This is a genomic window from uncultured Altibacter sp., assembly GCF_963972995.1.
Taxonomy (GTDB): Bacteria; Bacteroidota; Bacteroidia; order Flavobacteriales; family Flavobacteriaceae; genus Altibacter.
This window is the reverse complement of sequence record NZ_CAXAXI010000018.1, coordinates 1-22,930: the sequence shown is the minus strand read 5'-3', so window position 1 is coordinate 22,930 and position 22,930 is coordinate 1. Positions and strand designations below refer to the sequence as shown.

Here is a 22,930-nt window from a genome sequence, read left to right as displayed (position 1 = left end):
TTTTAGAAGCTATCTAAGCAACCTACGGTTGCTGTACTAAATTGTATTCGTGCTTACAACCCTTGCCATAAAAAATTATGCGCTCATCGACGATATTCGTGTGGATTTCCACAGCGGACTCACCATTATTACCGGTGAGACGGGCGCAGGGAAGTCAATTTTGCTGGGCGCACTGGCCTTGGTTTTGGGAAAACGTGCCGATATTAGTAGTGTTAAAGATGCCTCCAAGAAATGTATAATCGAAGCCGAGTTTAGTATTGGGGAATACGACTTACAATCTGTATTCGAGGAAAATGATCTTGACTACGAGTCCCGAACCATCGTACGACGCGAAATCCTTCCGGGAGGAAAATCTCGGGCCTTTGTGAACGATACGCCGGTTGCCTTGACACAACTTCAGGAATTGGGTCCTCATTTGGTCGATATCCACAGTCAGCATGAGACATTAACCTTATCTTCCGAATCTTTTCAACTGGAAGTGATCGATGCACTGGCCGGCAATGCCGCATTATTGCAAGACTACCAATCCCATGTAGAAACGTATAAGCAATTTTCCGAAGCCCTTTCCGAAGCAAGAACAGAAAAGGAGAATGCCACCAGAGACCTTGATTACAATACGTTTTTATACAACGAGCTGAAGCAAGCAGGATTAGAAAAGATCGATCAGCAAGAACTCGAAGAACAGTATGAGACCCTTAATAATACTGAGGATATTCAAGAGTCGCTGGCGCGTATCCTTCAGTTGTTCTCTGAAGAGACCATAGGTTCTCTGGAGACCGCTAAAGAAGCCCGTATTGCGTTAGGCAAGTTGCGTACATTTTCTTCGGAATATGAATCCTTATGGAGCAGGTTGAACAGTGTGATCATTGAATTGGAGGATATTGAAGAGACGCTATCAGAAAAGGCAGCAAATGTAGAGGCCGACCCCGAAAAACTGCTTGAGATAGGAGAAAAACTTCGGGTATTATATGCGCTTCAGAAAAAACACCTGGTGTCTAGTGTAAAGGAATTACTGGCACTGCAACAAGAATTGGAAGGAAAGATCGATGTAACGGTATCCATGGACGAACGTATTGCTGCACTTGAAGCACAAGTACGTTCTCAGAAGGAAAAAACCCTCGAAAAGGCGAATCATCTGCACAAGAAGCGTACAGATGCGATCCCAAAATTAAAAGAACAGTTAGAAGGAATTTTAAAAGAATTGGGGCTTCCCAATGCGCGATTTAAGTTTGAGCTCTCTCCTTCAGAAACCTTTCGAAACCATGGAACCGATAAACTGGAATTGCTGTTTACCGCAAACAAAGGCTTGGCTTTTAGTCCGCTGAAAAAAGTGGCTTCCGGTGGTGAGCTTAGTAGGATCATGCTGGCAGTAAAAGCAGTGCTTTCTCATTATAAAAGATTACCTACCATTATATTCGATGAGATCGATACCGGTGTTTCGGGAGAGATCGCACATAAAATGGCAACCATCATGGGTACGATGAGTCGTTCCATGCAACTCTTTAGTATTACCCATTTGCCTCAAATTGCCGCTAAGGGAGATCACCACGTAAAAGTGTATAAGGAGGATAGCGGTGCGGTGACGGCTACCCGCTTAAAGACATTAACCGAAGCAGAACGAATCGTCGAGATCGCGCAGATGATAGGAGGTAAAGAAGTAACAGATTCGGCCATCGCCCACGCTAAAGAATTATTGAATTAAATGTATCTTTACAATCAAACCATAAGTATTAACCTAAGCAACCTAATCAATGGCATATAATTTACTACAAGGAAAACGAGGCATTATCTTTGGCGCACTGGATGACAATTCCATCGCCTGGAAGACGGCAGAACGCGTACACGAAGAAGGTGGAAAATTTGTATTAACCAATGCGCCTATTGCAATGCGTATGGGACAAATAAACGCTTTGGCCGAAAAAACGGGATCTGAGATTATCCCTGCTGATGCAACTAGTATGGAGGATCTGGAGAATTTGATAGCGAAATCCATGGAAATCCTAGGAGGAAAGTTAGACTTTGTATTACACTCCATAGGAATGTCGGTAAACGTGCGTAAAGGCAAGCATTATACAGATCAGAATTACGATTGGACCCATAAGGGATGGGATGTTTCTGCGGTCTCTTTTCATAAGACCATGAATGTTCTGTACAACAAGAATGCAATGAACGAATGGGGGAGTATTGTAGCGCTTACCTACATGGCGGCACAGCGTGTTTTCCCGGATTATAACGACATGGCCGATAATAAAGCGTATTTAGAATCCATTGCGCGTAGTTTTGGATATTTCTTCGGAAAAGATAAAAAAGTACGAGTAAATACCATTTCACAATCGCCGACACCTACCACAGCCGGTCAAGGCGTTAAGGGCTTCGACGGCTTTATCGCCTATGCCGAAAAGATGTCGCCACTGGGAAATGCGACTGCGTTAGATTGTGCCAATTATACCGTTGCCATGTTCAGTGACCTTACTAAGCGAGTTACACTTCAGAATTTATACAACGATGGAGGTTTTTCGAATATGGGTGTTAGTAATGAGGTCATGACATCTTTTATGAAAGAGGAATAGAACGTTTTTTTAATATGAAAAAGCCTTTCTGTATCTGGCTGATACAGAAAGGCTTTTTCTTTTCAATTTTTTGGCACTATTTCTTTGGGCGTTAAAAATGGTTTGTTATCGAATATTGATACAACCAATTCCAATATTCTGTATCTTCCATACAATATTAACTAATCTATTAAATTATTATGAAGAAAATTACACTCTTGTTGTGTATGTTGCTATTCATTGGAACAGTAACGGCACAAAAAGTTCAACGGACGGAAGTAAGGGGACTTTCAACAACGGTACCCCTTCAGAAAAAACAAGTTGTTGCTTCACAAAGGGCGCTTGATTACAAACTAGAGAATACTTCTCAGAGAGCACAGAATTACAAGCAGGCAGCTTCAGAAATGGTACTTACCGACAGTGGTGAGTATTGCCAGAATGCGATACTGGATCAATCAAATTCCAGAGCATCAAGTTCACTCCCAACCGAAGTATTATCTACCGGTTTTGCCGGCGGGAACGGAAACTTCGGTAACATGTTCGACCTGAACATCTTGAATGATGTAACTCTTACATCGTTTGACGTGCATGGTCAGGCTACAGCTGTATTTGATGTAGAAGTCTATGCAAAGACAGGAACACATGTGGGTTTTGAAGGAAATGCTGCGGCTTGGACCTTGATTGGAACCGCGACAGGTATCACTTCCAACGGTTTGGGCGTGCCAACACCGCTCAATTTGAATTTAGGATATAGTATGCTTGCGGGTGAGACACATGCTTTCTACGTGACTCCGGTAAATCCAACCACCGGCAATGGTTTCCAGTATACCAATGGAACCGGTGTAGGTAATGTTTGGGCGAGCGATGCGAATATCGAATTTTTAGAAGGTGCGGCAAAGAACTACCCATTCACGGGAACAACATTCGCTCCCCGTGTATTTAACGGAAATATCATCTATGAAACTGCCGGTGGCGGTGGTGGTGATGTTTGGACTGTAACCGTTGAGGATACTGCCAACTTTGGTGATGAGGTAACTTGGGAACTACGCGATAGTGGAGGTAATGTGATCTTAAGTGGTGGACCTTATGGTGCACCTCCTTATAGTGATACGCAAATGGTAACCACCAATGGAGAACCTTTGGAATTCTTTATAGAATCTATGGGAACCTTTAATGACAATACGCCCATATATACGGTTTCCTGTGGCGGCAATGTTATCGTAACAGGTCAATTAGCCGGAGGGACCGATACTACCGAACCCGGCTTGGTCTGTGGTGGCGGAAGCTCGGGTATGTGGACGGTGCTTGTTGAAGATACCGTGAATTTCGGTGATGAAGTGACTTGGGAATTACGCGATAACGGTGGAAATGTTCTGTTAAGTGGTGGTCCTTACGGAGCTCCTCCGTACAGCGATACTCAAATGGTAACGACATCAGACGAGCCATTGGAATTCTTTATTGAGTCTATGGGTACGTTTAATGACAATACGCCTAACTATACGATTTCCTGCGGTGGTACTGTGATTGTAAGCGGGCAACTCGCAGGTGGTACAGATACAACCGAGACAGGTCTTGTGTGCGGCGGTGGCGGTGGCGGCATGATGTGTGGAGAAATGAACCCCAGTAATGGATTCGAAGTGTTCTTCACAGATGATACCACGAGTGGATCTCCCAATCAGATTATTGCGAATGACATTACCGTACCTTTAGATAGCAACTTATCTTTAGAATCTATTACGCTAAGTGTATTATTAGATACTGGGGCTACAGTGAGTTCAGAATTCACAATTTATGGCGATGCGGCAGGTCTACCTGATACTGCTAATATCATAGCGACCGAGACACTAGCATCTTCTTCGGAAACCATTATTTTTACCAATGGTGCAGTAGATGTAAGAGATATTGTTTTTGATATTACTCCGGTTATGTTGAATGGACAAGCAACTTCCACGACTACCTATTGGTTGGCCTATCATCTTACACCTTCTACAAATGCTAATACAACATCGGCTATCGAATCAAGTTCGGCAAGTGCGGTAGGAAATTTTCAAGCGGCTACTGTGGACGGTGGTGCGAGTTGGTTCATTAACGGTACTTTTGAAAGCGTTTACGCTATCAGCGGCACCTGTACGGTTACTAACAATCAGTGTTTGGGTGCAACTCCCGTAGCCTGTGGTGATGTAATCACGGGTACTACAGCCGACAATACCGATACCGGTGGCTTCAACGCTTCTCCGGATGAGTGGTATTCATTTACCGGAACGGTTGTGGGTGAGATCGTGACGCTTTCTTTGTGTACCGGTACTTCCTACGATTCGATGCTTACGGTATACGATGCCTGCGGTGGTACAGTGGTTGTCAATAACGATGACGCTTGCGGCCTTCAGTCTGAAGTATCCTTTATCTCAGACGGGGTAAGCACGTATTACATTGCCGTGGAAGGCTTCGGAACAGGTTCCGGTGCTTTTACCATGTCGGTTACTTGTAACCCGGTTGCTGCTAATGACGAATGTGCCAACGCCGAAACCATTAGCTGCGGACAGACTATTTTAGGTTCTACCAACTTTGCGACCTTAGATGCTGCGGCTCCTGTGTGTAACACCTCGATCACCGCTCCGGGTGTTTGGTATACCTTTACCGATACCAGCGGATTGCTTACCGACTATGTGGTATCGCTTTGTGATGGTGGAACCAGCTACGACAGTAAGCTTACAGTGTACTCTGGAGACTGTGGTACGTTGACCTGTATTGGTGACAACGACGACACTTGTGGTCTTCAGTCGGAAGTAGCCTTCCAGGGAGACGGAAGTACGACCTACTATATCTTGGTACATGGTTTTGGAAGCGCTCAGGGCGACTTCTCGTTGAACCTGAACTGTACTCCGGTACCGCCACCAAACGATATGATCGCCAACTCTATAGATGTGGATGAGATAGGCTTCCCTTATACCGATCCTAATGTGGCGATGCCTGCTGCAACGACAGAGGCCGGAAACCCGACGGGATGTAACATAGACGGAGCCAACGGAGTTTGGTACAACTTTGTCTCTCAAGGCAACGGAGGAGCCTCTTGTACGATTTTGAACCCTGCGGGAGCAAGTTCGGTAACGTTCTATACCGCTCCGGATGAGAGTTCTACCGAAGCAGAACTTACGTTAGTGCCACAAGGAACCAACCAGTGTGGTCCGGGTGTGAATGCCTCGATCAATACGGTAGCCGGACAGGCGTACTATGTGTTTGTATTGAACACAGGAGCAGCGTCCGATATCTTGATCCAAGGATACTTACTGGGTGTGGATGAGAACGGCATAGAAGGCTTTAGCTTCTACCCGAACCCTGCCAATGACATCTTGACGGTGAGCGCGTTGGATACCATCGAGCAGGTAGCGGTGTATAATATGTTGGGTCAAACAGTACTCAACCAAAAGATCGGAGCTACGAGTTCGCAATTGGATGTTTCGGGACTTGCTACAGGAACCTATATCCTGAAAGCAACCGTAAACGGACAGATTGGAACGTACCAGATTGTTAAAGAGTAGTCTATTTCAGACTAATTAGTTACTATTTTGAAAGCAGGTCTACGGTCTGCTTTCTTTATTTCATTAAACATCAGTATAGAAGTCAATACATTACTCAAATTTCAATTTATTTTCTTCATTAACATGAATAAAGTATACATCGATGTTTTGTGTTTTCTTATCGAATTTTTAATGAAGCTAGAACATTTTTCAGTAACTTTAAACAAATAGTAACTAATTAAACTTTTCATTATGAAGAAAATTACAATCGCGTTATGTACCATGCTACTTTTTGGTACTACCATAGCGCAAACACCGGCTTCAGCGATTGAAGCCGAATTACAACAGGAACAATTGTTTCGAACACAGGTGCAAGAAACGCCTAGTATTGATGAACTTCTGGCGCGACTTGCAGCTCAAGGAAACCAAACAGGAGTTGATACGAGTCAGTTCACAGCTGTAGAGCGACAAATGCTCCATGCGTATTACAGCTCTCAAAACCGAAATGCCTTAGCAAATATTATACCTACGGCAGGTGCTACCGAAACCTTTGCTGTTGCAACAGGGGACTTCTTTTACGATCCGTCTGATGGAACCACGGGAGGACCCGGAGGAGACTGTGCTACGACATCTTCGGGTAACACAGGAGATTATCCGAATTGTGGATGTGTTACGACCACTACACTAACCGGGACAGGTCTGGAAGTAGAATTTTTATCTTTTAGAGTTTTTGGAAATTTCGATTTCCTGAACATTTACGATGGACCGGATACGTCTTCCCCACAAATATACGACAGTAACCTAAATGCAGATACAGATACACTAGCGGGGATGATCGCAGCCAATGGATCTGCAGTTTTTACTTCAACCAGCGGAGCACTGACTTTTGAGTTTAGTGCCACTGCAGTAGTTAACACGTGTGGTTGGGAAGTAGAAGTCCTTAACAGTGGCGGCGGTGGCGGCATGGATGAGGTCTTTGCCTTTGACGCAGGTTTTTGTTCAGACGACATGGGAACCTTCGCTTTGGGAGGACCTTATACCATCAACACAGTGAATACTTCAACTGCACAATTATTTGCAGGAGATTATGACGGTTCCGGAAACTTATATGCGCTTGATAATGTAACCCTTTCCCTTATTTCTATCGACCCGGCCACCGGTGTACAAACAACCGTGGGTCCTTTGACAAATATTCAGGCAGGGCATGGAGTGCGTGGACTGGCTTGGAATTATAGCAATAGTACCATGTATGCACTTACAGGATCTGGGGATAATCATACCATCTATACTGTAGACCTTGCTACCGGAACCCTTACAGTTGTGGGTACTGCTGTTTTACCCGGTGAGGTTGGAATCTGGTTGGCAATCGATAATAACGGAAATGGATATATGGCCGAATTGGTAAATGATGTCCTTTACGCTATTGATGTTACCACAGCGGTTCCAACCCTTATTGGACCCTTAGGTATTGCGATCAACTTTGCACAAGATGCCGATTTTGATCCAGCAACCAACACCTTATATATGGGTGCTTATATTGGCGGCGGTGCCAATGAATGGGCTTCTGTAGATATTTCAACCGGAGCCGCTACTGCTTTAGGTCCGGTAAATGCCAACTGTGCTGAACTAGGAATCGTGGCTATCGCAGGAACACCTCCACCTAATAACGACGTGTGTATAGGAGCAACTCCTGTAACCTGTGGAGAAATTGTTGTTGGTACTACAGCCGACAATACCGATACCGGTGGCTTCAACGCTTCTCCGGATGAGTGGTATTCATTTACCGGAACGGTTGTGGGTGAGATCGTGACGCTTTCTTTGTGTACCGGTACTTCCTACGATTCGATGCTTACGGTATACGATGCCTGCGGTGGTACAGTGGTTGTCAATAACGATGACGCTTGCGGCCTTCAGTCTGAAGTATCCTTTATCTCAGACGGGGTAAGCACGTATTACATTGCCGTGGAAGGCTTCGGAACAGGTTCCGGTGCTTTTACCATGTCGGTTACTTGTAACCCGGTTGCTGCTAATGACGAATGTGCCAACGCCGAAACCATTAGCTGCGGACAGACTATTTTAGGTTCTACCAACTTTGCGACCTTAGATGCTGCGGCTCCTGTGTGTAACACCTCGATCACCGCTCCGGGTGTTTGGTATACCTTTACCGATACCAGCGGATTGCTTACCGACTATGTGGTATCGCTTTGTGATGGTGGAACCAGCTACGACAGTAAGCTTACAGTGTACTCTGGAGACTGTGGTACGTTGACCTGTATTGGTGACAACGACGACACTTGTGGTCTTCAGTCGGAAGTAGCCTTCCAGGGAGACGGAAGTACGACCTACTATATCTTGGTACATGGTTTTGGAAGCGCTCAGGGCGACTTCTCGTTGAACCTGAACTGTACTCCGGTACCGCCACCAAACGATATGATCGCCAACTCTATAGATGTGGATGAGATAGGCTTCCCTTATACCGATCCTAATGTGGCGATGCCTGCTGCAACGACAGAGGCCGGAAACCCGACGGGATGTAACATAGACGGAGCCAACGGAGTTTGGTACAACTTTGTCTCTCAAGGCAACGGAGGAGCCTCTTGTACGATTTTGAACCCTGCGGGAGCAAGTTCGGTAACGTTCTATACCGCTCCGGATGAGAGTTCTACCGAAGCAGAACTTACGTTAGTGCCACAAGGAACCAACCAGTGTGGTCCGGGTGTGAATGCCTCGATCAATACGGTAGCCGGACAGGCGTACTATGTGTTTGTATTGAACACAGGAGCAGCGTCCGATATCTTGATCCAAGGATACTTACTGGGTGTGGATGAGAACGGCATAGAAGGCTTTAGCTTCTACCCGAACCCTGCCAATGACATCTTGACGGTGAGCGCGTTGGATACCATCGAGCAGGTAGCGGTGTATAATATGTTGGGTCAAACAGTACTCAACCAAAAGATCGGAGCTACGAGTTCGCAATTGGATGTTTCGGGACTTGCTACAGGAACCTATATCCTGAAAGCAACCGTAAACGGACAGATTGGAACGTACCAGATTATTAAGGAGTAATTTTTTTCAAGTTAGTTTTAAAAGCCATTCGCTTTACGCGAGTGGCTTTTTTTTTTGAGTACCTTTGGCAAATGAATCGTCAATATTCGTTTATTATACCGGTCTATAACAGACCGGAGGAAACCAAAGAACTGCTGGAAAGCTTTTCAAAGATGGTGACAAACATCCCTTTTGAAGTGGTGATCGTCGAAGACGGTTCAACGGTTCCTTCAGAAAAAATCGTTCAAGAATACAGCGAGACCTTACCAATTTCCTATTACTTTAAAGAGAATTCAGGACCCGGAGATTCTAGAAATTACGGCATGAATAAGGCCAAGGGGAATTATTTTATTATTCTCGATTCCGATTGTCTTATACCGCCTCATTATCTTACTACGGTGGACGCTTTTTTATCGACTTATGATGTCGATTGTTTTGGAGGGGCCGATGCTGCACACCCAAGCTTTTCCGACCTTCAAAAGGCGATCAATTACGTCATGACCTCTTTTCTTACTACCGGGGGAATTCGCGGGAGTGAACGAAGTGTGCAGCAATTTGAACCCAGAAGTTTCAATATGGGTATTTCTAAGCGAGCTTTCGAGCAAACCGGCGGATTTGGCAAGATACACCCGGGGGAGGACCCCGATCTTTCTCAGCGTATTCGCAAGCAGGGATTTAAGACAGCTTTTGTACCCAATGCATATGTCTATCACAAAAGACGTATCTCTTGGAAGAAGTTCTACCTTCAAGTCAAAAAGTTCGGGTTGGTGCGCCCTATCTTAACGACATGGCATCCAAATGCCGCTAAAGTTACTTTTTGGTTACCTTCTTTGTTTATAGCGTTTGCGATCGCTTCATTGGTTGCATCAATTTTTCTGGACTGGAAATTCATCATCCCATTAAGTGGTTATGTATTACTGTTATTTTTTGATGCAACCTTTAAAAACAAGAGTTTGCATATAGGGATGTTAGCGGTCGTGGCGCTTTTTGTTCAATTCTTTGGCTACGGAATTTCTTTTTTGAGGTCTACTTTTTATATTCGGTTGCTGAAAAGAGATCCGCAAAAACAATTCCCGAACTTATTTTTTAAGTAATTTAGAGCTAATACCTACATCGTCCATGCTGAAAAAGAAAAAATACAAGAGTGCCAAACTAAAATCCTTTTTGTTCTTTCTTTTGCTGGCGGCTCTTTTTTGGTCCCTTACTAAATTCTCAAGGGAGTATACTGCTAGTTTAAGTGCGTCCCTGAATTATGTGAACCCCCCTGCGACACAGGTTTTGGGAGATGATAACCCTACCGAGTTATCCTTCGACATTACGGCCAGTGGATTTCAGTTTCTGTTATATGAATTGAAAAGACCTCAAGTTACCATTGATGTAAGTAATTACTATAAAACGAATGCGGGACAGGCCGTGATCAACAAGACTGAACTAGCAAAGATTATTTCGGGTCAGTTGGAACAGCAAGTATTGGTGAAGAATATTTCTTTGGACGAATTGCGTATTTCGTTAAGTGAGGTGATCTCAAAGAAAGTACCGTTACGCCCTCAAGTTAGCATCTCTTTCAAAGAAGGATTTAATACTACCGATTCATTGCGCATGTCCCCGGATTCAGTACAAGTTACGGGTCCGGCACCTCAATTGGATTCCATTCAGTTTATTGAGACAGAACCCTTGTCGCTAGAAAATATTGATACGAATATTGATAGGGAGATCGAACTGAAAGTACCGCTTCAAAAAAAAATAACACTAAGCCCCACAAAGGCTAGAATCTCGCTACGTGCTGAAGAGTTCACGCAAAAAGAATTGACACTCCCTATCACGGTGGTCAATCTGCCGGATGGCATTACATTAAAACTAATTCCCGAACGCATTGTAATTACCTTCATCGTTTCTGTATCCGAATTCAATACGATCGACCCGAAACAATTTAAGTTGATTTGTGATTTTGCCGAACGAAATGAGGAAGAACATTTTATGATACCCAAGCTTGAAGAAAGCCCGACAAGTATTCGAAATATAGAATTTAGTGAAAAGAAGATCGATTATTTGGTCTTCAAACAATAAAAAAGTGACTTAAAAATCGTGAAAATTATAGGACTTACCGGCGGTATTGGTAGTGGGAAAACCACTGTGGCGGAAATGTTCCGAAATTTAGGTATTCCCGTATACATTGCCGATATCGAAGCCAAAAAGCTCACTAATACTTCAAAGGTTATCCGAAAGAGGTTGATCGCACTTTTAGGAACAAAGGCTTATACAAATGAGGAACTTGACCGGGCCTATGTAGCTTCTATTATATTCAATGACCCAAAAATATTACAACAGGTGAACAGCATTATTCACCCAAAGGTGGCAGCACATTTTAAACGATGGGTCAAACGCCAAGAGGGGCCCTACTGCATTAAGGAAGCAGCCATACTGTTCGAGAATGAAGGTTATAAACAATGTGATCTCACAATTTTGGTAATTGCACCTCGTGAAACGCGCATCCAAAGAATCCTGCAGCGCGATACTGCTAGTGCCGAACAAATTGAGCAACGAATGGCCAACCAATGGTCGGATGAAAAAAAGATCCCTCTGGCCGATTTCGTCATTGAAAATACAGATCTGAGCGCTACGCAAGCGCAGGTGAAACAAATCCACGAAAGGCTTATCAATACTAGGGAAAAGTGATCGCCAAATCATTTTGTTAACATTTGGTTAAATGGAAAGTCGCCTAAATGTTAAAATCTTACATTTGGGGATATGAACAAAAAGCTTTTCGCAATCCTTATCGCCCTAATGACGCTCTCATTACTGGGGATCATTTTTGTTCAGGGGTATTGGATCACGAACTCCTATCAAACCAAGGAAGATCAGTTTAGTTTTAACGTTCGGAATACTCTTATAGCGGTGGCGTCGAAGATTCAACTTCGTGAGGTTGAGGATTACTATAATGTGTATAGTGGGTATGTAGACAGTATTGACGTACCGGACAATGTAAATTTCAGTGAATTGATCTATACCACACGAAATGACGGGACCGATGAGACCTTTATTTTTTCCGACGGTATCTTGGAAGAAGATTATAAGTTGTCGTCAAATTTTTTGGATACTGAAATAGACAGCATTCGATTTAAGAAGATCACAAATAAAAAAAGTACCACCAAGTTACTTCCGGGAGTGGATGGCAGTAACAATGTGGCGAAGAGTACTATAGAATCCTTTAGTAGGCTAAAGGATTACGAGCGTAAACAGTTTGAGGATGCTTTCAGAAATATATCGGCTAAGACCCCTATTCACAAACGCGTAAGTGGTGAAGAGATTGAAAGTGAACTGCGCAAGGAGCTTATGGATAGAGGAGTGACCTCGAAATTTGAATATGCAGTGTATAGCAATGACTTGGCGACGAAGGTGCACTCCAAAAATTTTAAGATGGACCCTAAATCTACGTATGAGGTACCGCTTTTTGAAAATGAAGAAATGAACGCAAATTATACGTTACACGTAAATTTCTTGGGAAAACGCCAAGAGGTACTAAGTTCCATCTTAGGGATGGCCTTACTGTCTCTTGTGTTTACGGGGGTAATCATCTTGGCGTATTCGAGTGCCTTATCTCAATTATTTAAACAACGGCAGATATCACAGATCAAATCCGATTTTATCAATAACATGACCCATGAGTTTAAAACGCCCATCGCTACCATCAATTTGGCGTTGGATGCACTCAAGAACCCCAAAGTGAAGGACGATCATGAATTTCTCAATCGGTATCTGGGAATGATACGCGATGAGAACCGCAGGATGCACGCACAGGTGGAGAACGTACTGCGAATCTCCAAACTAGAGAAGAATGAACTGGATCTGCCAAAAGAACGTTTAAAATTACACGACATCGTGGAGAGCGCAATCGCACACGTGGAACTAATTGTAGAAGATCGCGGTGGTTACATCACCACCCATTTCGGCGCTTTAAAATCTTCAGTGTTAGGGAACGATTCGCATCTTACAAATGTGGTGGTGAATTTACTGGACAATGCGATAAAATATTCAGAAGATACTCCAAAGATCGATATCTATACCGAAAATGTAAAGAACAGTATCATTCTCAAGATTCGTGATCAAGGTATGGGAATGAGCAAGGCAGTTCAGAAACGAATCTTTGAAAAATTTTATAGAGAATCTACCGGCGACATTCACAATGTCAAAGGACATGGTCTTGGTCTGGCTTACGTAAAACGCATCTTAGACGATCACGATGCAGAGATCTACGTAGAAAGTGAAAAAGGCAAAGGCAGTACATTTATACTAAAACTACACTTAATATCTTAAATTATGGAAACTGAAAACAAAAAAATCCTTTTAGTAGAAGACGATCCCAACTTTGGTACGGTACTTAAAGACTACCTAGCCATGAACGACTATCAAGTAACACATGCCAAGAACGGTATGGAAGGTTTTGAAAAGTTTAAAAAAGACGACTTTGACCTTTGTATCCTTGATGTGATGATGCCGTATAAAGACGGATTTACGTTGGCAAAAGAAATTAGAGAAAAGAACGAGGATGTCCCTATTATCTTCCTAACGGCTAAGGCGATGAAGGAAGATGTTTTAAAAGGTTATAAGGTAGGAGCCGATGATTATCTTAATAAGCCTTTCGATAGCGAAGTGTTGCTTATGAAGATCAAAGCGATCATTCAGCGCAAGGCAACTGATTCTATTGCCGACAGCAAACAATTTGAATTCAACGTAGGTAATTTCCATCTCAATTCGAAACTGCGTTTCCTTACCTATAAGAAGGAGTCACCAATAAAATTATCTCCAAAAGAGAACGAACTGTTGCGCCTTTTGGCCCTGCATAAGAACGATCTCATGCCGCGGGAACTGGCCCTAACCAAGATTTGGCGGGACGACAATTATTTTACCTCGCGCAGTATGGATGTGTACATAGCCAAATTGCGTAAATACCTAAGTAAGGACGACGGCGTCGAGATCATCAATATTCACGGAGAAGGATTCCGTTTGGTGGTAAAGGACGAGGTCGATCAATAGTTTAAGACCACAAGAATAAGTGTAAAGAAAGCCCGTTCATCGGGCTTTTTTTATGGAAATAAGTTGGATCACTTCGGAAGGATCTACAGGGAAATCGAACCAATGGATCGCATCGTTCTTCCGTAGCCAAGTAAGTTGGCGCTTTGCAAAGCGCCGGCTGTTTTTTTTTATCGCTTCAATGGCTTCTTCCAAATCCAGTGTTCCTTCAAAATAATCGAACAGTTCGCGGTATCCCACTGTTTGTAGTGCATTCACGTCCCGGTGTGCGTATAAGGCTCGTGCTTCTTCCACCAATCCCGAAGCGACCATCGCATCAACGCGTGCGTTAATTCGTTCATAGATAAGAGACCGCTCTGCCGTCAACCCAACATACAATACATCAAATGAGCGCGCAACAGTCCCTTTTTTCAGAAAAGAAGAATAGGGACGTCCCGTGCCGCGGCACACTTCCAAAGCTCTGATAAGACGATGCGCATTGTGGATGTCTACCTTCTGAAAATACACCGGGTCTGTGCGTGACAATTCCTTTTGTAGCGGCTCAATTCCTTTCGTTGCATAAAGCGTATTGAGCGTTTCCCGTATTTCTGAAGGAACCTCAGGAAAATCGTCCAAGCCATGAACCACGGCATCGATATACAATCCCGAACCGCCCACGAGGACGACAACGGCATGTTCCTTAAACAATTGCTTCAGAGTTTCCAGTGCTTCTCGTTCGAAATCACCTACACTGTACGGATCAAAAATGCTCTTAGTTTGAATAAAATGATGTGGGGCAGCCAGGAGTTCTTCCGAAGAAGGTACCGCTGTTCCAATGGTCATTTCTTTATAGAATTGCCTGGAATCGGCCGAAAGGATGTGTGTACTGAATTCTTGTGCAATGGCTACAGACAAGGCTGTTTTGCCAATGGCGGTAGGACCAACGACACATACAAGTAAGGGTCTAGGAGTTGCCATCCTCGGGGATTATATCTTCGGGATGTAAATGGTTACCGCAGCGATGACAAAAATCGGCATCATCCCGATGGCGCGATGCACCGCAATTACGACATACTTGCGTATTGACATGTACATAATGCGGATCATCTTGCGTTCTCTTTTCCATGGATTTGGCGTATTCTGCGCTTACAATGCCAGTAGGGACCGCAATGATGCCGTATCCCATGATCATAATGATGGCCGCAATAAACTGCCCTAAAGGTGTTACCGGAGCAATGTCACCAAAACCAACCGTAGTAAGGGTTACGATACACCAATAAACGCTGGAAGGAATACTTTTAAATCCGCTTTCCTCGCCCTCGACAAGGTACATCAATGTTCCGGCAATGATCGAAATGATAAGAACGGCGAACAGGAACACGAAGATCTTGGGTCGGCTGTCTATGAGAGCCTTCTTCAATTTGTTGGATTCCCCCACGTAGCGGGTGATCTTTAAGATCCGAAAGACCCGCAACAACCGCAATGCTCTTACTGTGAGTAAAAAGTTACTCCCTACCAGTATAAAGGATAGGTATAACGGAATGGTTGACAGGAAATCGATGATCCCATAAAAGCTAAAGATATAGCTGGTAGGCTTCTTGACAGTGATGATACGGGCAATATACTCGAACGTAAAGAAGATCGTAATTACCCATTCACCAATATAAAGGATGTCGTGGAATTTTTCATCAATGGTTCTGACACTTTCCAGCATCACGAACAAAACACTTAATAAGATGAGGATGAGCAGTACAACATCAAAAAGCTTCCCCAAAGGCGTATCGGCCTCATAGATGATGGTGTGTAACTTAGCTCTCCAGGTTCTTTTTGGGTGTGATTCCAATGAGGTCGTATTTATGTACTGCCCTAAATTTAAACAACTTTCTTTAGATAGCAGGCTCTTTAGGCAGATTTACAATTTTTAGTACCTTATATTTTCGCAGATAGCTTTGAATGATATGCTGCGCATCACGATCATTCTTCATCGGACTAATGATAGATCGCAGGATTTCCGGATTGTTGATCTGATAATTGAGATTGTAGAAACCAAATCCTTTGTAGTTCCCGTTTTCAATAAGGATCACCGACCGCTCGTCGACATCCCTTCCTTTATCAATAACGAGCATGTGGCTGTTCTTATAACTGTTCTTTTCCAAAAAAGTATGTACGCGAGCGTTGTAGGCCTCCACTGCTTCTTCCCCTATACAAGCACCTTGACATTCTTTAATCCCGTAGGAAAAACAACTGTGCTGTGTTTTATGTAACCCCGTTAGCTTTTGGCACAATTGATATTCTTCCGTAATACGGTATACGGCAGCCTTTGCTTGCTGGTAGTTAGTAAACGTAAGTATGGGTTGTTTGCGGGAATCTGCCTTTTCTATCTTCAATTGTCTATATCCCTTTTCATCGATAGACATGCCCAATTGGTAACTGTAGATCGACTTCCGAAGGGCTCTGTTAAATAAAGGTTTGTTATGCTTGATCTCTTCACTCTCTTTCAACTGCGCAATAAGATCGCTTCCGGTCTCTTCGAAACTCACACTTGTGACTTCCAGTTGTATCTTTTTCGATTTTCTATTGTCGTTGGTAAAGTGTTGTGTAAGCCGTTTTTTGATGTTCCTACTCTTCCCAATATAGATAATATCCCCTTCGGCATTGTGCATATAATACACGCCGGTGGTTGAAGGTGCGGCGGCGATCATATCCAAAAGTTTTGGCTCCAGCTGTCGCTTGGGATCTTTACGAACATGTTTTGTTATGATCTCTTTGGAAGTATCTTTTGCCAGCAACATTTTGAAGAGGGTAAGTGTAGCTTTGGCGTCTCCCTGTGCCCTGTGACGGTCGCTTAGGGGAATTCCCAGACTGCGTACCAATTTGCCCAGACTGTAGGAGGGAAGATCCGGTAAGAGTTTCTTGGAAAGCTCCACAGTACATAGTGTTTCTTTTTCGAAAGGATATCCAAGCCGGTCGAACTCAGTGGTAAGAATACGGTTGTCGAATTGTGCATTGTGCGCCACAAGAATGCAATCTTCTGTGATCTCTATAATACGTTTAGCCACTTCATAAAACTTGGGTGCATTGCGTAGCATTTCGGTATTGATCCCGGTAAGATTCACTACAAAAGGTTGGATCTTCCTTTCAGGATTGACCAAACTACTAAATTGGTCTACGATGCGTTGTCCGTCGAAACGGTAGATCGCAATTTCAGTGATCCCTTCTTCATTGTATTTTCCTCCGGTCGTTTCTATATCTAAGATCGCGTACACTCGTATTCTGTAAATTCTATTTGCGTTATTTAATAAATTCGGTCTCCAAAGATCGCACTACCCACCCGAATCATCGTGCTGCCATTAGCGATGGCGATCTTATAGTCGCCACTCATTCCCATAGAAAGGGTATGAAAGCCATAGCGTTCTTTATGGGCATCATAAAAGGATTTCAACTGTTGAAACTCCCTTGTAAGCTGTGCTTCATCTTCCGTAAAGGTAGCCATTCCCATAAGCCCTACCACACGAATATTCGTAAAGTTTTTTAGGGTTTCTGAAGTGAGCAGCGCTAGGGCATCAGCAGTATCCATGCCAAACTTGGTATCTTCTTCGGCGATCTTGATCTGAAGCAAACAATCGATCACACGTTCGTGCTTCTTTGCCTGTTTGTTGATCTCCTTTAGCAATCGTTCGCTCTCCACCGCATGTATCAAACTTACAAACGGTGCCATATATTTTACTTTGTTTCGCTGTACATGACCAATCATGTGCCATTGCACGTCTTTAGGCATTTCCTGCCACTTTTCTTCCATCTCTTGGATCTTGTTCTCACCAAAAACGCGTTGTCCGGCGTTGTAGGCTTCCATAAGTTCTGCGACCGGTTTGGTCTTAGAGACCGCTACCAGAGTGACATGGGAAGGAATCTTTTGTTTAAGTTGTGTAATGTTTTCTGAAATATTCATACAAGCTTTTCAACGTTCTTCTTTCTATCAAAATTCATATATGGTGACCCCACTCCGAAGCTTGGGCTCGATATAGGTACTCTTAGGAGGCATCTTAAGGCCTTCATTTGCGATCTGCTTCAGTTCTTCGGTATCAACAGGTACCAGTCCGAAACCTACTTTAAAATCGCCTCGGTCGACGGCAGTTTTTACATAGGCGAGATCGTTCTTGCCGTGGGAATACTCAATACGATGGTCATTGCGAAGGTCTTCAATCCCTAAAATAGGACGTAGTATTGTTTTGTACAGGATTTGAGCATCCAAAGCATCCAAAGCGGTTTCAATGGAATAATTATTCTTCCGAAGGTACAGCGAATAGAATGCTCCATCCAGATACATGCTAAAATGATGCTTCTTGGAAGGTTTGTAATATTCTTGTCCGCGATTTTCAATACGGAAAAGCGCATCCAATTTGATCAAAAATTCTTCTTTGGTCAAACCGTTGAGGTCCTTGACCAAGCGGTTGAACTCGTAGATCTTCAAGTCACTTTCGGGAATGAGATAGCTCATAAAGTAATTATAGGCTTCTTTTCCGGTATGCGCGTTATTTTCGGACTGAAGCTCTTTTGCCAAGAGGTAGGAAGAGGAAGACCGGTGGTGTCCATCGGCAATATAGAGTGTTTCCATCTCGCCAAAGATAGCAGTGATGCGTTTCACCAAGACCGCATCGTCTACCTTCCACATATAATGGGTATCGCGGTAGGTAGTGGTGAACTCATATTCGGCTCGATCTTGCATGACCGACTCGATGAGGTTCGCAAGTTCATCATGATCGGGATAGGTGAGGAGTACAGGTTCGGCATTAAAGCCAACGGTCTTTAAGTATTTTACAAAAATAGTCTCTTTGTATTCTAAGGTGTCTTCGTGCTTTTTGATGACATCGCTCTCGTAATCCTGTGCACTGGCGGCGGCAACCAATCCGTTAAATTCGAGTCCGTCGCGATTTACGATCTTATAGATGTAAAGCGAAGCTTTTTCGTCTTGTATAAAGATACCGTCTTCCTTGAATTCTTGATAGCGGTTTCGCACCAAGGTGTATCTTTCTTCTCCTTCTATTTCCTTTTGGTATTTATAGCCGGGATTGATAATATGTAAGAAAGAAAACGGATTGTCCCGCAGGCGTGATTCCACCTGCGCAGGGGTATAACTGTCATAGGACCGTGCCGCCAACAGACTTACTTTGTCTCTGGTGGGTCGAACTGCTCTGAATGGAAGTATGGTTGCCATTTTTTTAGATAAGTGTTAAAAGCGAAATAAAAGAACGGGACTGCACACATGTAGATTTCAAACCTGTGCTCAAGGTGCTCACCATGGTATCAGGATTCCTCTGCATACGCATACGTTCTACCGAAACATTGCCGCTACGGTCTCGGCCTTTCGGCTTTCACTGTAATCGTAGAAGCCTTCACCACTTTTGATTCCCAGCTTTCCGGCCATGACCATATTAACCAATAACGGACACGGAGCGTATTTCGGGTTCTTAAAGCCATCATACATCACCTTAAGGATGGATAAACAAACATCCAACCCAATAAAGTCTGCCAACTGTAAGGGGCCCATGGGATGTGCCATCCCCAATTTCATCACGGTATCGATCTCAGAAACGCCGGCCACACCATTGTATAAGGTCTCTATTGCTTCGTTGATCATGGGCATGAGGATCCGGTTAGCTACAAATCCGGGATAGTCGTTCACTTCTACCGGTACCTTATTCAATTTTTCTGAAAGTTCCTTCACAATAGCAAAGGTCTCCTCACTGGTGCTATACCCTTTAATGATCTCTACCAGTTTCATTATAGGAACCGGATTCATAAAGTGCATGCCTATCACCATGCCAGGTCGTTTGGTAGCAGCCGCGATCTGTGTAATGGAAATAGAGGACGTATTACTCGCCAGAATCGTGTCGTCCGGGCAGAAGGTATCGAGGTCCTTGAAGATCTTTAATTTCAAATCCAGATTCTCAGTAGCGGCCTCCACAACCAAACTTGCGTATTCCACTCCTTCCTCCAAGTTGGTATATGTGGTGATGTTCTTAAGGGTTTTGTTCTTATCGGCTTCGGTGATGGTCTCTTTGGCTACCATGCGATCCAAGTTCTTGGTGATGGTTGCCATTCCTTTATCCAAAGACGCTTGTGAAACATCAATGAGTTGTACTTTGTAATCGAATTGTGCGAAGGTATGGGCGATTCCATTCCCCATGGTTCCGGCACCAATGACTGCTATATTTTTCATATTCGTTGTTTATATTTTTTTAAAATTGGAAATGATCTGCATGGCTACGCGCAACGCTTCCGTTCCCTGCGCGAGGGTGACAATAGGTGTGGTGTTGTTGGAAACAGCATCGGCGAAGGTTTCCAATTCATCCAAAATGGCGTTGTTGGCATCGATCTTCGGATTGTCGAAATAGATCTGTTTTTTGACACCTTCGGCGTTTGTAAGGACCATTGCGAAATCATCGGCATCTTCAGGGGCGTCCTTCATCTTAACCACCTCACATTTTTTATCTAAAAAATCGACAGAGATATAAGCGTCCCGTTGAAAGAACCGTGCCTTTCGCATCTTTTTAAGCGAGATCCTACTGGCCGTAAGGTTGGCTACACAACCATTTTCAAATTCGATTCGCGCATTGGCGATGTCCGGAGTTTCACTAATGACAGATACGCCGCTGGCATTGATGTGCTTTACGTTGGACTTGACCACACTCAATATTGCATCGATATCGTGTATCATGAGATCCAGAACTACAGAAACATCGGTTCCACGCGGATTGAACTCCGCAAGGCGGTGTGCTTCGATGAACATGGGGTTTTCGATCTTTTCATGGACCGCTCGAAATGCCGGATTAAAACGTTCTACATGACCCACCTGGCCCATCACACCGTGTTGTTTGGCCAACGCAAGCAGGGTTTCGGCTTCAGCGACGGTATGGGTAATAGGTTTTTCGATAAAGAGATGCTTGCCGGCCTCAATGACCTGTTTGGCACATTCAAAATGATATACGGTAGGGGTGACCACATCCACGACATCACAGGCATCGATAAGGGCTTTCATAGAGGGAAAGCTCTTATACCCTAATTCCGATTCTATTGTGGCGGAAGCTTCTTGGTTGGCGTCGAAGAAACCTACCAGTTCGTATTTTTCAGACTGGTGAAGAAGCTTAAGATGGATTTTGCCCAGGTGACCTGCACCCAGAACTCCTGCTTTTAGCATGGGCATTTGTTTTTCACAAAGGTAGGTGTTTCAGAAGAAAATACGAAGCCACATTCTGAATTAGTCCGACAACGTATGGAAGCTGTTTCAGCAACGTAAAGTTGCCTTCAGAAACTATTTTCAGAAGAAATCCTTCCGAAGAAACGCATAAATTTTACGTACTTTGTAAGACCAAATCCGAAGCAGTGAAAGATACGTTTACCCACCAAGGCATGCGCAAACGACTCGTTGAAACCCTAAAAAAGAAGGGGATCACGGATAAAGTGGTATTACAGGCCATCAATGCGGTGCCGCGACATCTCTTTATGGACAGTGGTTTTGTGGATCATGCGTACGTCGATAAGGCGTTTCCCATTGCGGCAGACCAGACCATTTCGCAACCCTATACCGTGGCGCGACAAACAGAACTGCTCGAGGTGAAGCGGGGGGATAAGATTTTGGAGATAGGTACGGGTAGTGGCTATCAAACAGCGGTACTGCTAGAGATGGGCGCAGTGGTCTATTCCATCGAACGGCAGAACGAACTGTTTAAAAAGACCAATCGTTTTCTTCCGAAATTGGGGTACCGACCCAAGAAACTCATTTTTGCGGATGGATATGCAGGGCTGGAGTCTGAAGCTCCTTTTGACGGTATCATTGTAACCGCCGGGGCACCCTTTGTGCCAAAACCCCTGTTAGCACAGCTGAAAGTAGGCGGGAAGCTGGTGATCCCCGTGGGGGAGCACGTCCAAATCATGACCGTCTTTACGCGGACCGATGATACCGAATTTGAAAAAGAGGAATACGGAGAGTTTCGGTTTGTGCCGTTGCTGGAGGATAAGGAATAATAAATAAGCAGTAAAAAATCTGGAATAAGGAATTATTTTTCACCATTCACCATTCACCATTCACCATTCACCCCTCACCAACTTACATCTTCCCCATATTCATAATGGCATCCAGTGGTTGAATTTCTACACCTTCGGGAATTTTAATGGCATAATTCTTCATAGATATATCCTCTTTCAAGTCGGTAGCGGTGTAGGTCATATCGACCCCTTCTGTACTAATGATCATTTCCAGTGCAAGACCGGGTAAATCGGTAGGCATGTTCTCGGAGTTCTTCGGTAGTATGATATCTTCGGTATACCAAAAGACTGAAGTATTCCCCTCATTATCCTCAACGATGGCTTTCTTGCATTTCCTTCCGAGGATTTTCTTCGTCTCATTGATGAGGGTGACCTTTCCGCTGTTTGGAGTTTCTTCTCCCAAGGCATCACTTTTGCCTTGAAAGGCCATATTCCCCATCATACCGGACATAAACATGGTCATTTCTTTGGTTTCTGAATTTACAAGCACTTCTTGATCGCCCATCATACCCATGCTGTTCTTCATGTAGGTTGATGTACCGTCACTGGCGAGGATCATGGTTGATCCTTGCATCATTTGCGCCATCATTTCACTATCTTCCGCGGTAGCGTTGATGGTGAGGGTGTATGTCACGGCAAAGTTATTTGTTTGGGCAAAACTGGTTAGACTTAGGCACAGTATAAGCGCAAATAGGAATGTGTTTTTCATGATATTACTTATTTTATAGGAAAGATACTTCATTTTATAGGATATATTTCAGA

18 protein-coding genes are annotated in these 22,930 nt (G+C 43.9%); 10 read left to right on the top strand and 8 right to left on the bottom strand.

Going from position 1 to position 22,930, the window contains the following annotated elements:
- Positions 1 to 49 precede the first annotated feature (49 nt).
- The 9 genes from recN (at position 50) to AACZ11_RS08765 (ending at position 14,146) form a co-directional block, all read left to right on the top strand.
- A complete protein-coding gene (gene recN / locus AACZ11_RS08805) occupies positions 50 to 1,702 on the top strand; it encodes a DNA repair protein RecN (protein WP_290625563.1) in 1,653 nt (550 codons plus the stop codon).
- A gap of 49 nt (positions 1,703 to 1,751) precedes the next feature.
- Positions 1,752 to 2,570: an SDR family oxidoreductase gene (locus tag AACZ11_RS08800; protein WP_290625561.1), complete on the top strand. Its 819-nt coding sequence runs from the start codon at positions 1,752 to 1,754 to the stop codon at positions 2,568 to 2,570.
- Positions 2,571 to 2,749: 179 nt separating this feature from the next.
- The gene (locus AACZ11_RS08795) at positions 2,750 to 6,088 is read left to right on the top strand and encodes a T9SS type A sorting domain-containing protein (protein ID WP_339832175.1); all 3,339 of its coding nucleotides are present in this window, start codon (positions 2,750 to 2,752) and stop codon (positions 6,086 to 6,088) included.
- 231 nt (positions 6,089 to 6,319) lie between these two features.
- Entirely contained in the window at positions 6,320 to 9,133 is a 2,814-nt protein-coding gene (locus tag AACZ11_RS08790) for a T9SS type A sorting domain-containing protein (protein ID WP_339832173.1), read from the top strand.
- 71 nt (positions 9,134 to 9,204) lie between these two features.
- Complete coding sequence (locus AACZ11_RS08785) at positions 9,205 to 10,206, top strand: glycosyltransferase (RefSeq protein WP_290626366.1); 1,002 nt, start codon at positions 9,205 to 9,207, stop codon at positions 10,204 to 10,206.
- A 25-nt stretch (positions 10,207 to 10,231) separates the two neighbouring features.
- Positions 10,232 to 11,179: a YbbR-like domain-containing protein gene (locus tag AACZ11_RS08780; protein ID WP_290626368.1), complete on the top strand. Its 948-nt coding sequence runs from the start codon at positions 10,232 to 10,234 to the stop codon at positions 11,177 to 11,179.
- 18 nt (positions 11,180 to 11,197) lie between these two features.
- The gene (coaE, locus tag AACZ11_RS08775) at positions 11,198 to 11,788 is read left to right on the top strand and encodes a dephospho-CoA kinase (protein ID WP_290626370.1); all 591 of its coding nucleotides are present in this window, start codon (positions 11,198 to 11,200) and stop codon (positions 11,786 to 11,788) included.
- A gap of 72 nt (positions 11,789 to 11,860) precedes the next feature.
- A complete protein-coding gene (locus tag AACZ11_RS08770) occupies positions 11,861 to 13,426 on the top strand; it encodes a HAMP domain-containing sensor histidine kinase (protein WP_290626372.1) in 1,566 nt (521 codons plus the stop codon).
- 3 nt (positions 13,427 to 13,429) lie between these two features.
- A complete protein-coding gene (locus tag AACZ11_RS08765; protein ID WP_034257642.1) occupies positions 13,430 to 14,146 on the top strand; it encodes a response regulator transcription factor in 717 nt (238 codons plus the stop codon).
- Between the two features lie 36 nt (positions 14,147 to 14,182).
- Here AACZ11_RS08765 and miaA read toward each other — a convergent pair whose 3' ends face one another.
- From miaA to AACZ11_RS08730, 7 genes are all read right to left on the bottom strand, one after another.
- Positions 14,183 to 15,100 carry a tRNA (adenosine(37)-N6)-dimethylallyltransferase MiaA gene (gene miaA, locus AACZ11_RS08760; RefSeq protein WP_290626378.1) on the bottom strand — a complete coding sequence of 306 codons (918 nt, stop codon included), beginning with the start codon at positions 15,098 to 15,100 and terminating at the stop codon, positions 14,183 to 14,185.
- Positions 15,087 to 15,965, bottom strand: coding sequence for an ion transporter (locus AACZ11_RS08755; RefSeq protein WP_290626380.1), 879 nt, complete (start codon positions 15,963 to 15,965; stop codon positions 15,087 to 15,089). The genes miaA and AACZ11_RS08755 overlap by 14 nt, the downstream gene beginning before the upstream one ends.
- Before the next feature lie 43 nt (positions 15,966 to 16,008).
- Entirely contained in the window at positions 16,009 to 17,403 is a 1,395-nt protein-coding gene (locus AACZ11_RS08750) for an exonuclease domain-containing protein (protein WP_290626392.1), read from the bottom strand.
- A gap of 14 nt (positions 17,404 to 17,417) precedes the next feature.
- On the bottom strand, positions 17,418 to 18,071 hold the full coding sequence (locus tag AACZ11_RS08745) for a YggS family pyridoxal phosphate-dependent enzyme (RefSeq protein WP_290626382.1): 654 nt from the start codon (positions 18,069 to 18,071) through the stop codon (positions 17,418 to 17,420).
- 27 nt (positions 18,072 to 18,098) lie between these two features.
- Complete coding sequence (locus AACZ11_RS08740) at positions 18,099 to 19,337, bottom strand: DUF1015 domain-containing protein (RefSeq protein WP_290626384.1); 1,239 nt, start codon at positions 19,335 to 19,337, stop codon at positions 18,099 to 18,101.
- A 117-nt stretch (positions 19,338 to 19,454) separates the two neighbouring features.
- Entirely contained in the window at positions 19,455 to 20,342 is an 888-nt protein-coding gene (locus tag AACZ11_RS08735) for a 3-hydroxybutyryl-CoA dehydrogenase (protein ID WP_290626386.1), read from the bottom strand.
- Positions 20,343 to 20,351: 9 nt separating this feature from the next.
- Entirely contained in the window at positions 20,352 to 21,320 is a 969-nt protein-coding gene (locus AACZ11_RS08730; protein ID WP_290626388.1) for a Gfo/Idh/MocA family oxidoreductase, read from the bottom strand.
- Between the two features lie 185 nt (positions 21,321 to 21,505).
- On the opposite strand from AACZ11_RS08730, the gene AACZ11_RS08725 reads away from it, so the two are divergent.
- Positions 21,506 to 22,147, top strand: a complete 642-nt coding sequence (locus AACZ11_RS08725) for a protein-L-isoaspartate(D-aspartate) O-methyltransferase (protein ID WP_290626397.1) — start codon at positions 21,506 to 21,508, stop codon at positions 22,145 to 22,147.
- Positions 22,148 to 22,229: 82 nt separating this feature from the next.
- On the opposite strand, the gene AACZ11_RS08720 is transcribed toward AACZ11_RS08725, so the two are convergent.
- Positions 22,230 to 22,877, bottom strand: a complete 648-nt coding sequence (locus AACZ11_RS08720; RefSeq protein WP_290626390.1) for a hypothetical protein — start codon at positions 22,875 to 22,877, stop codon at positions 22,230 to 22,232.
- Positions 22,878 to 22,930: the final 53 nt, after the last annotated feature.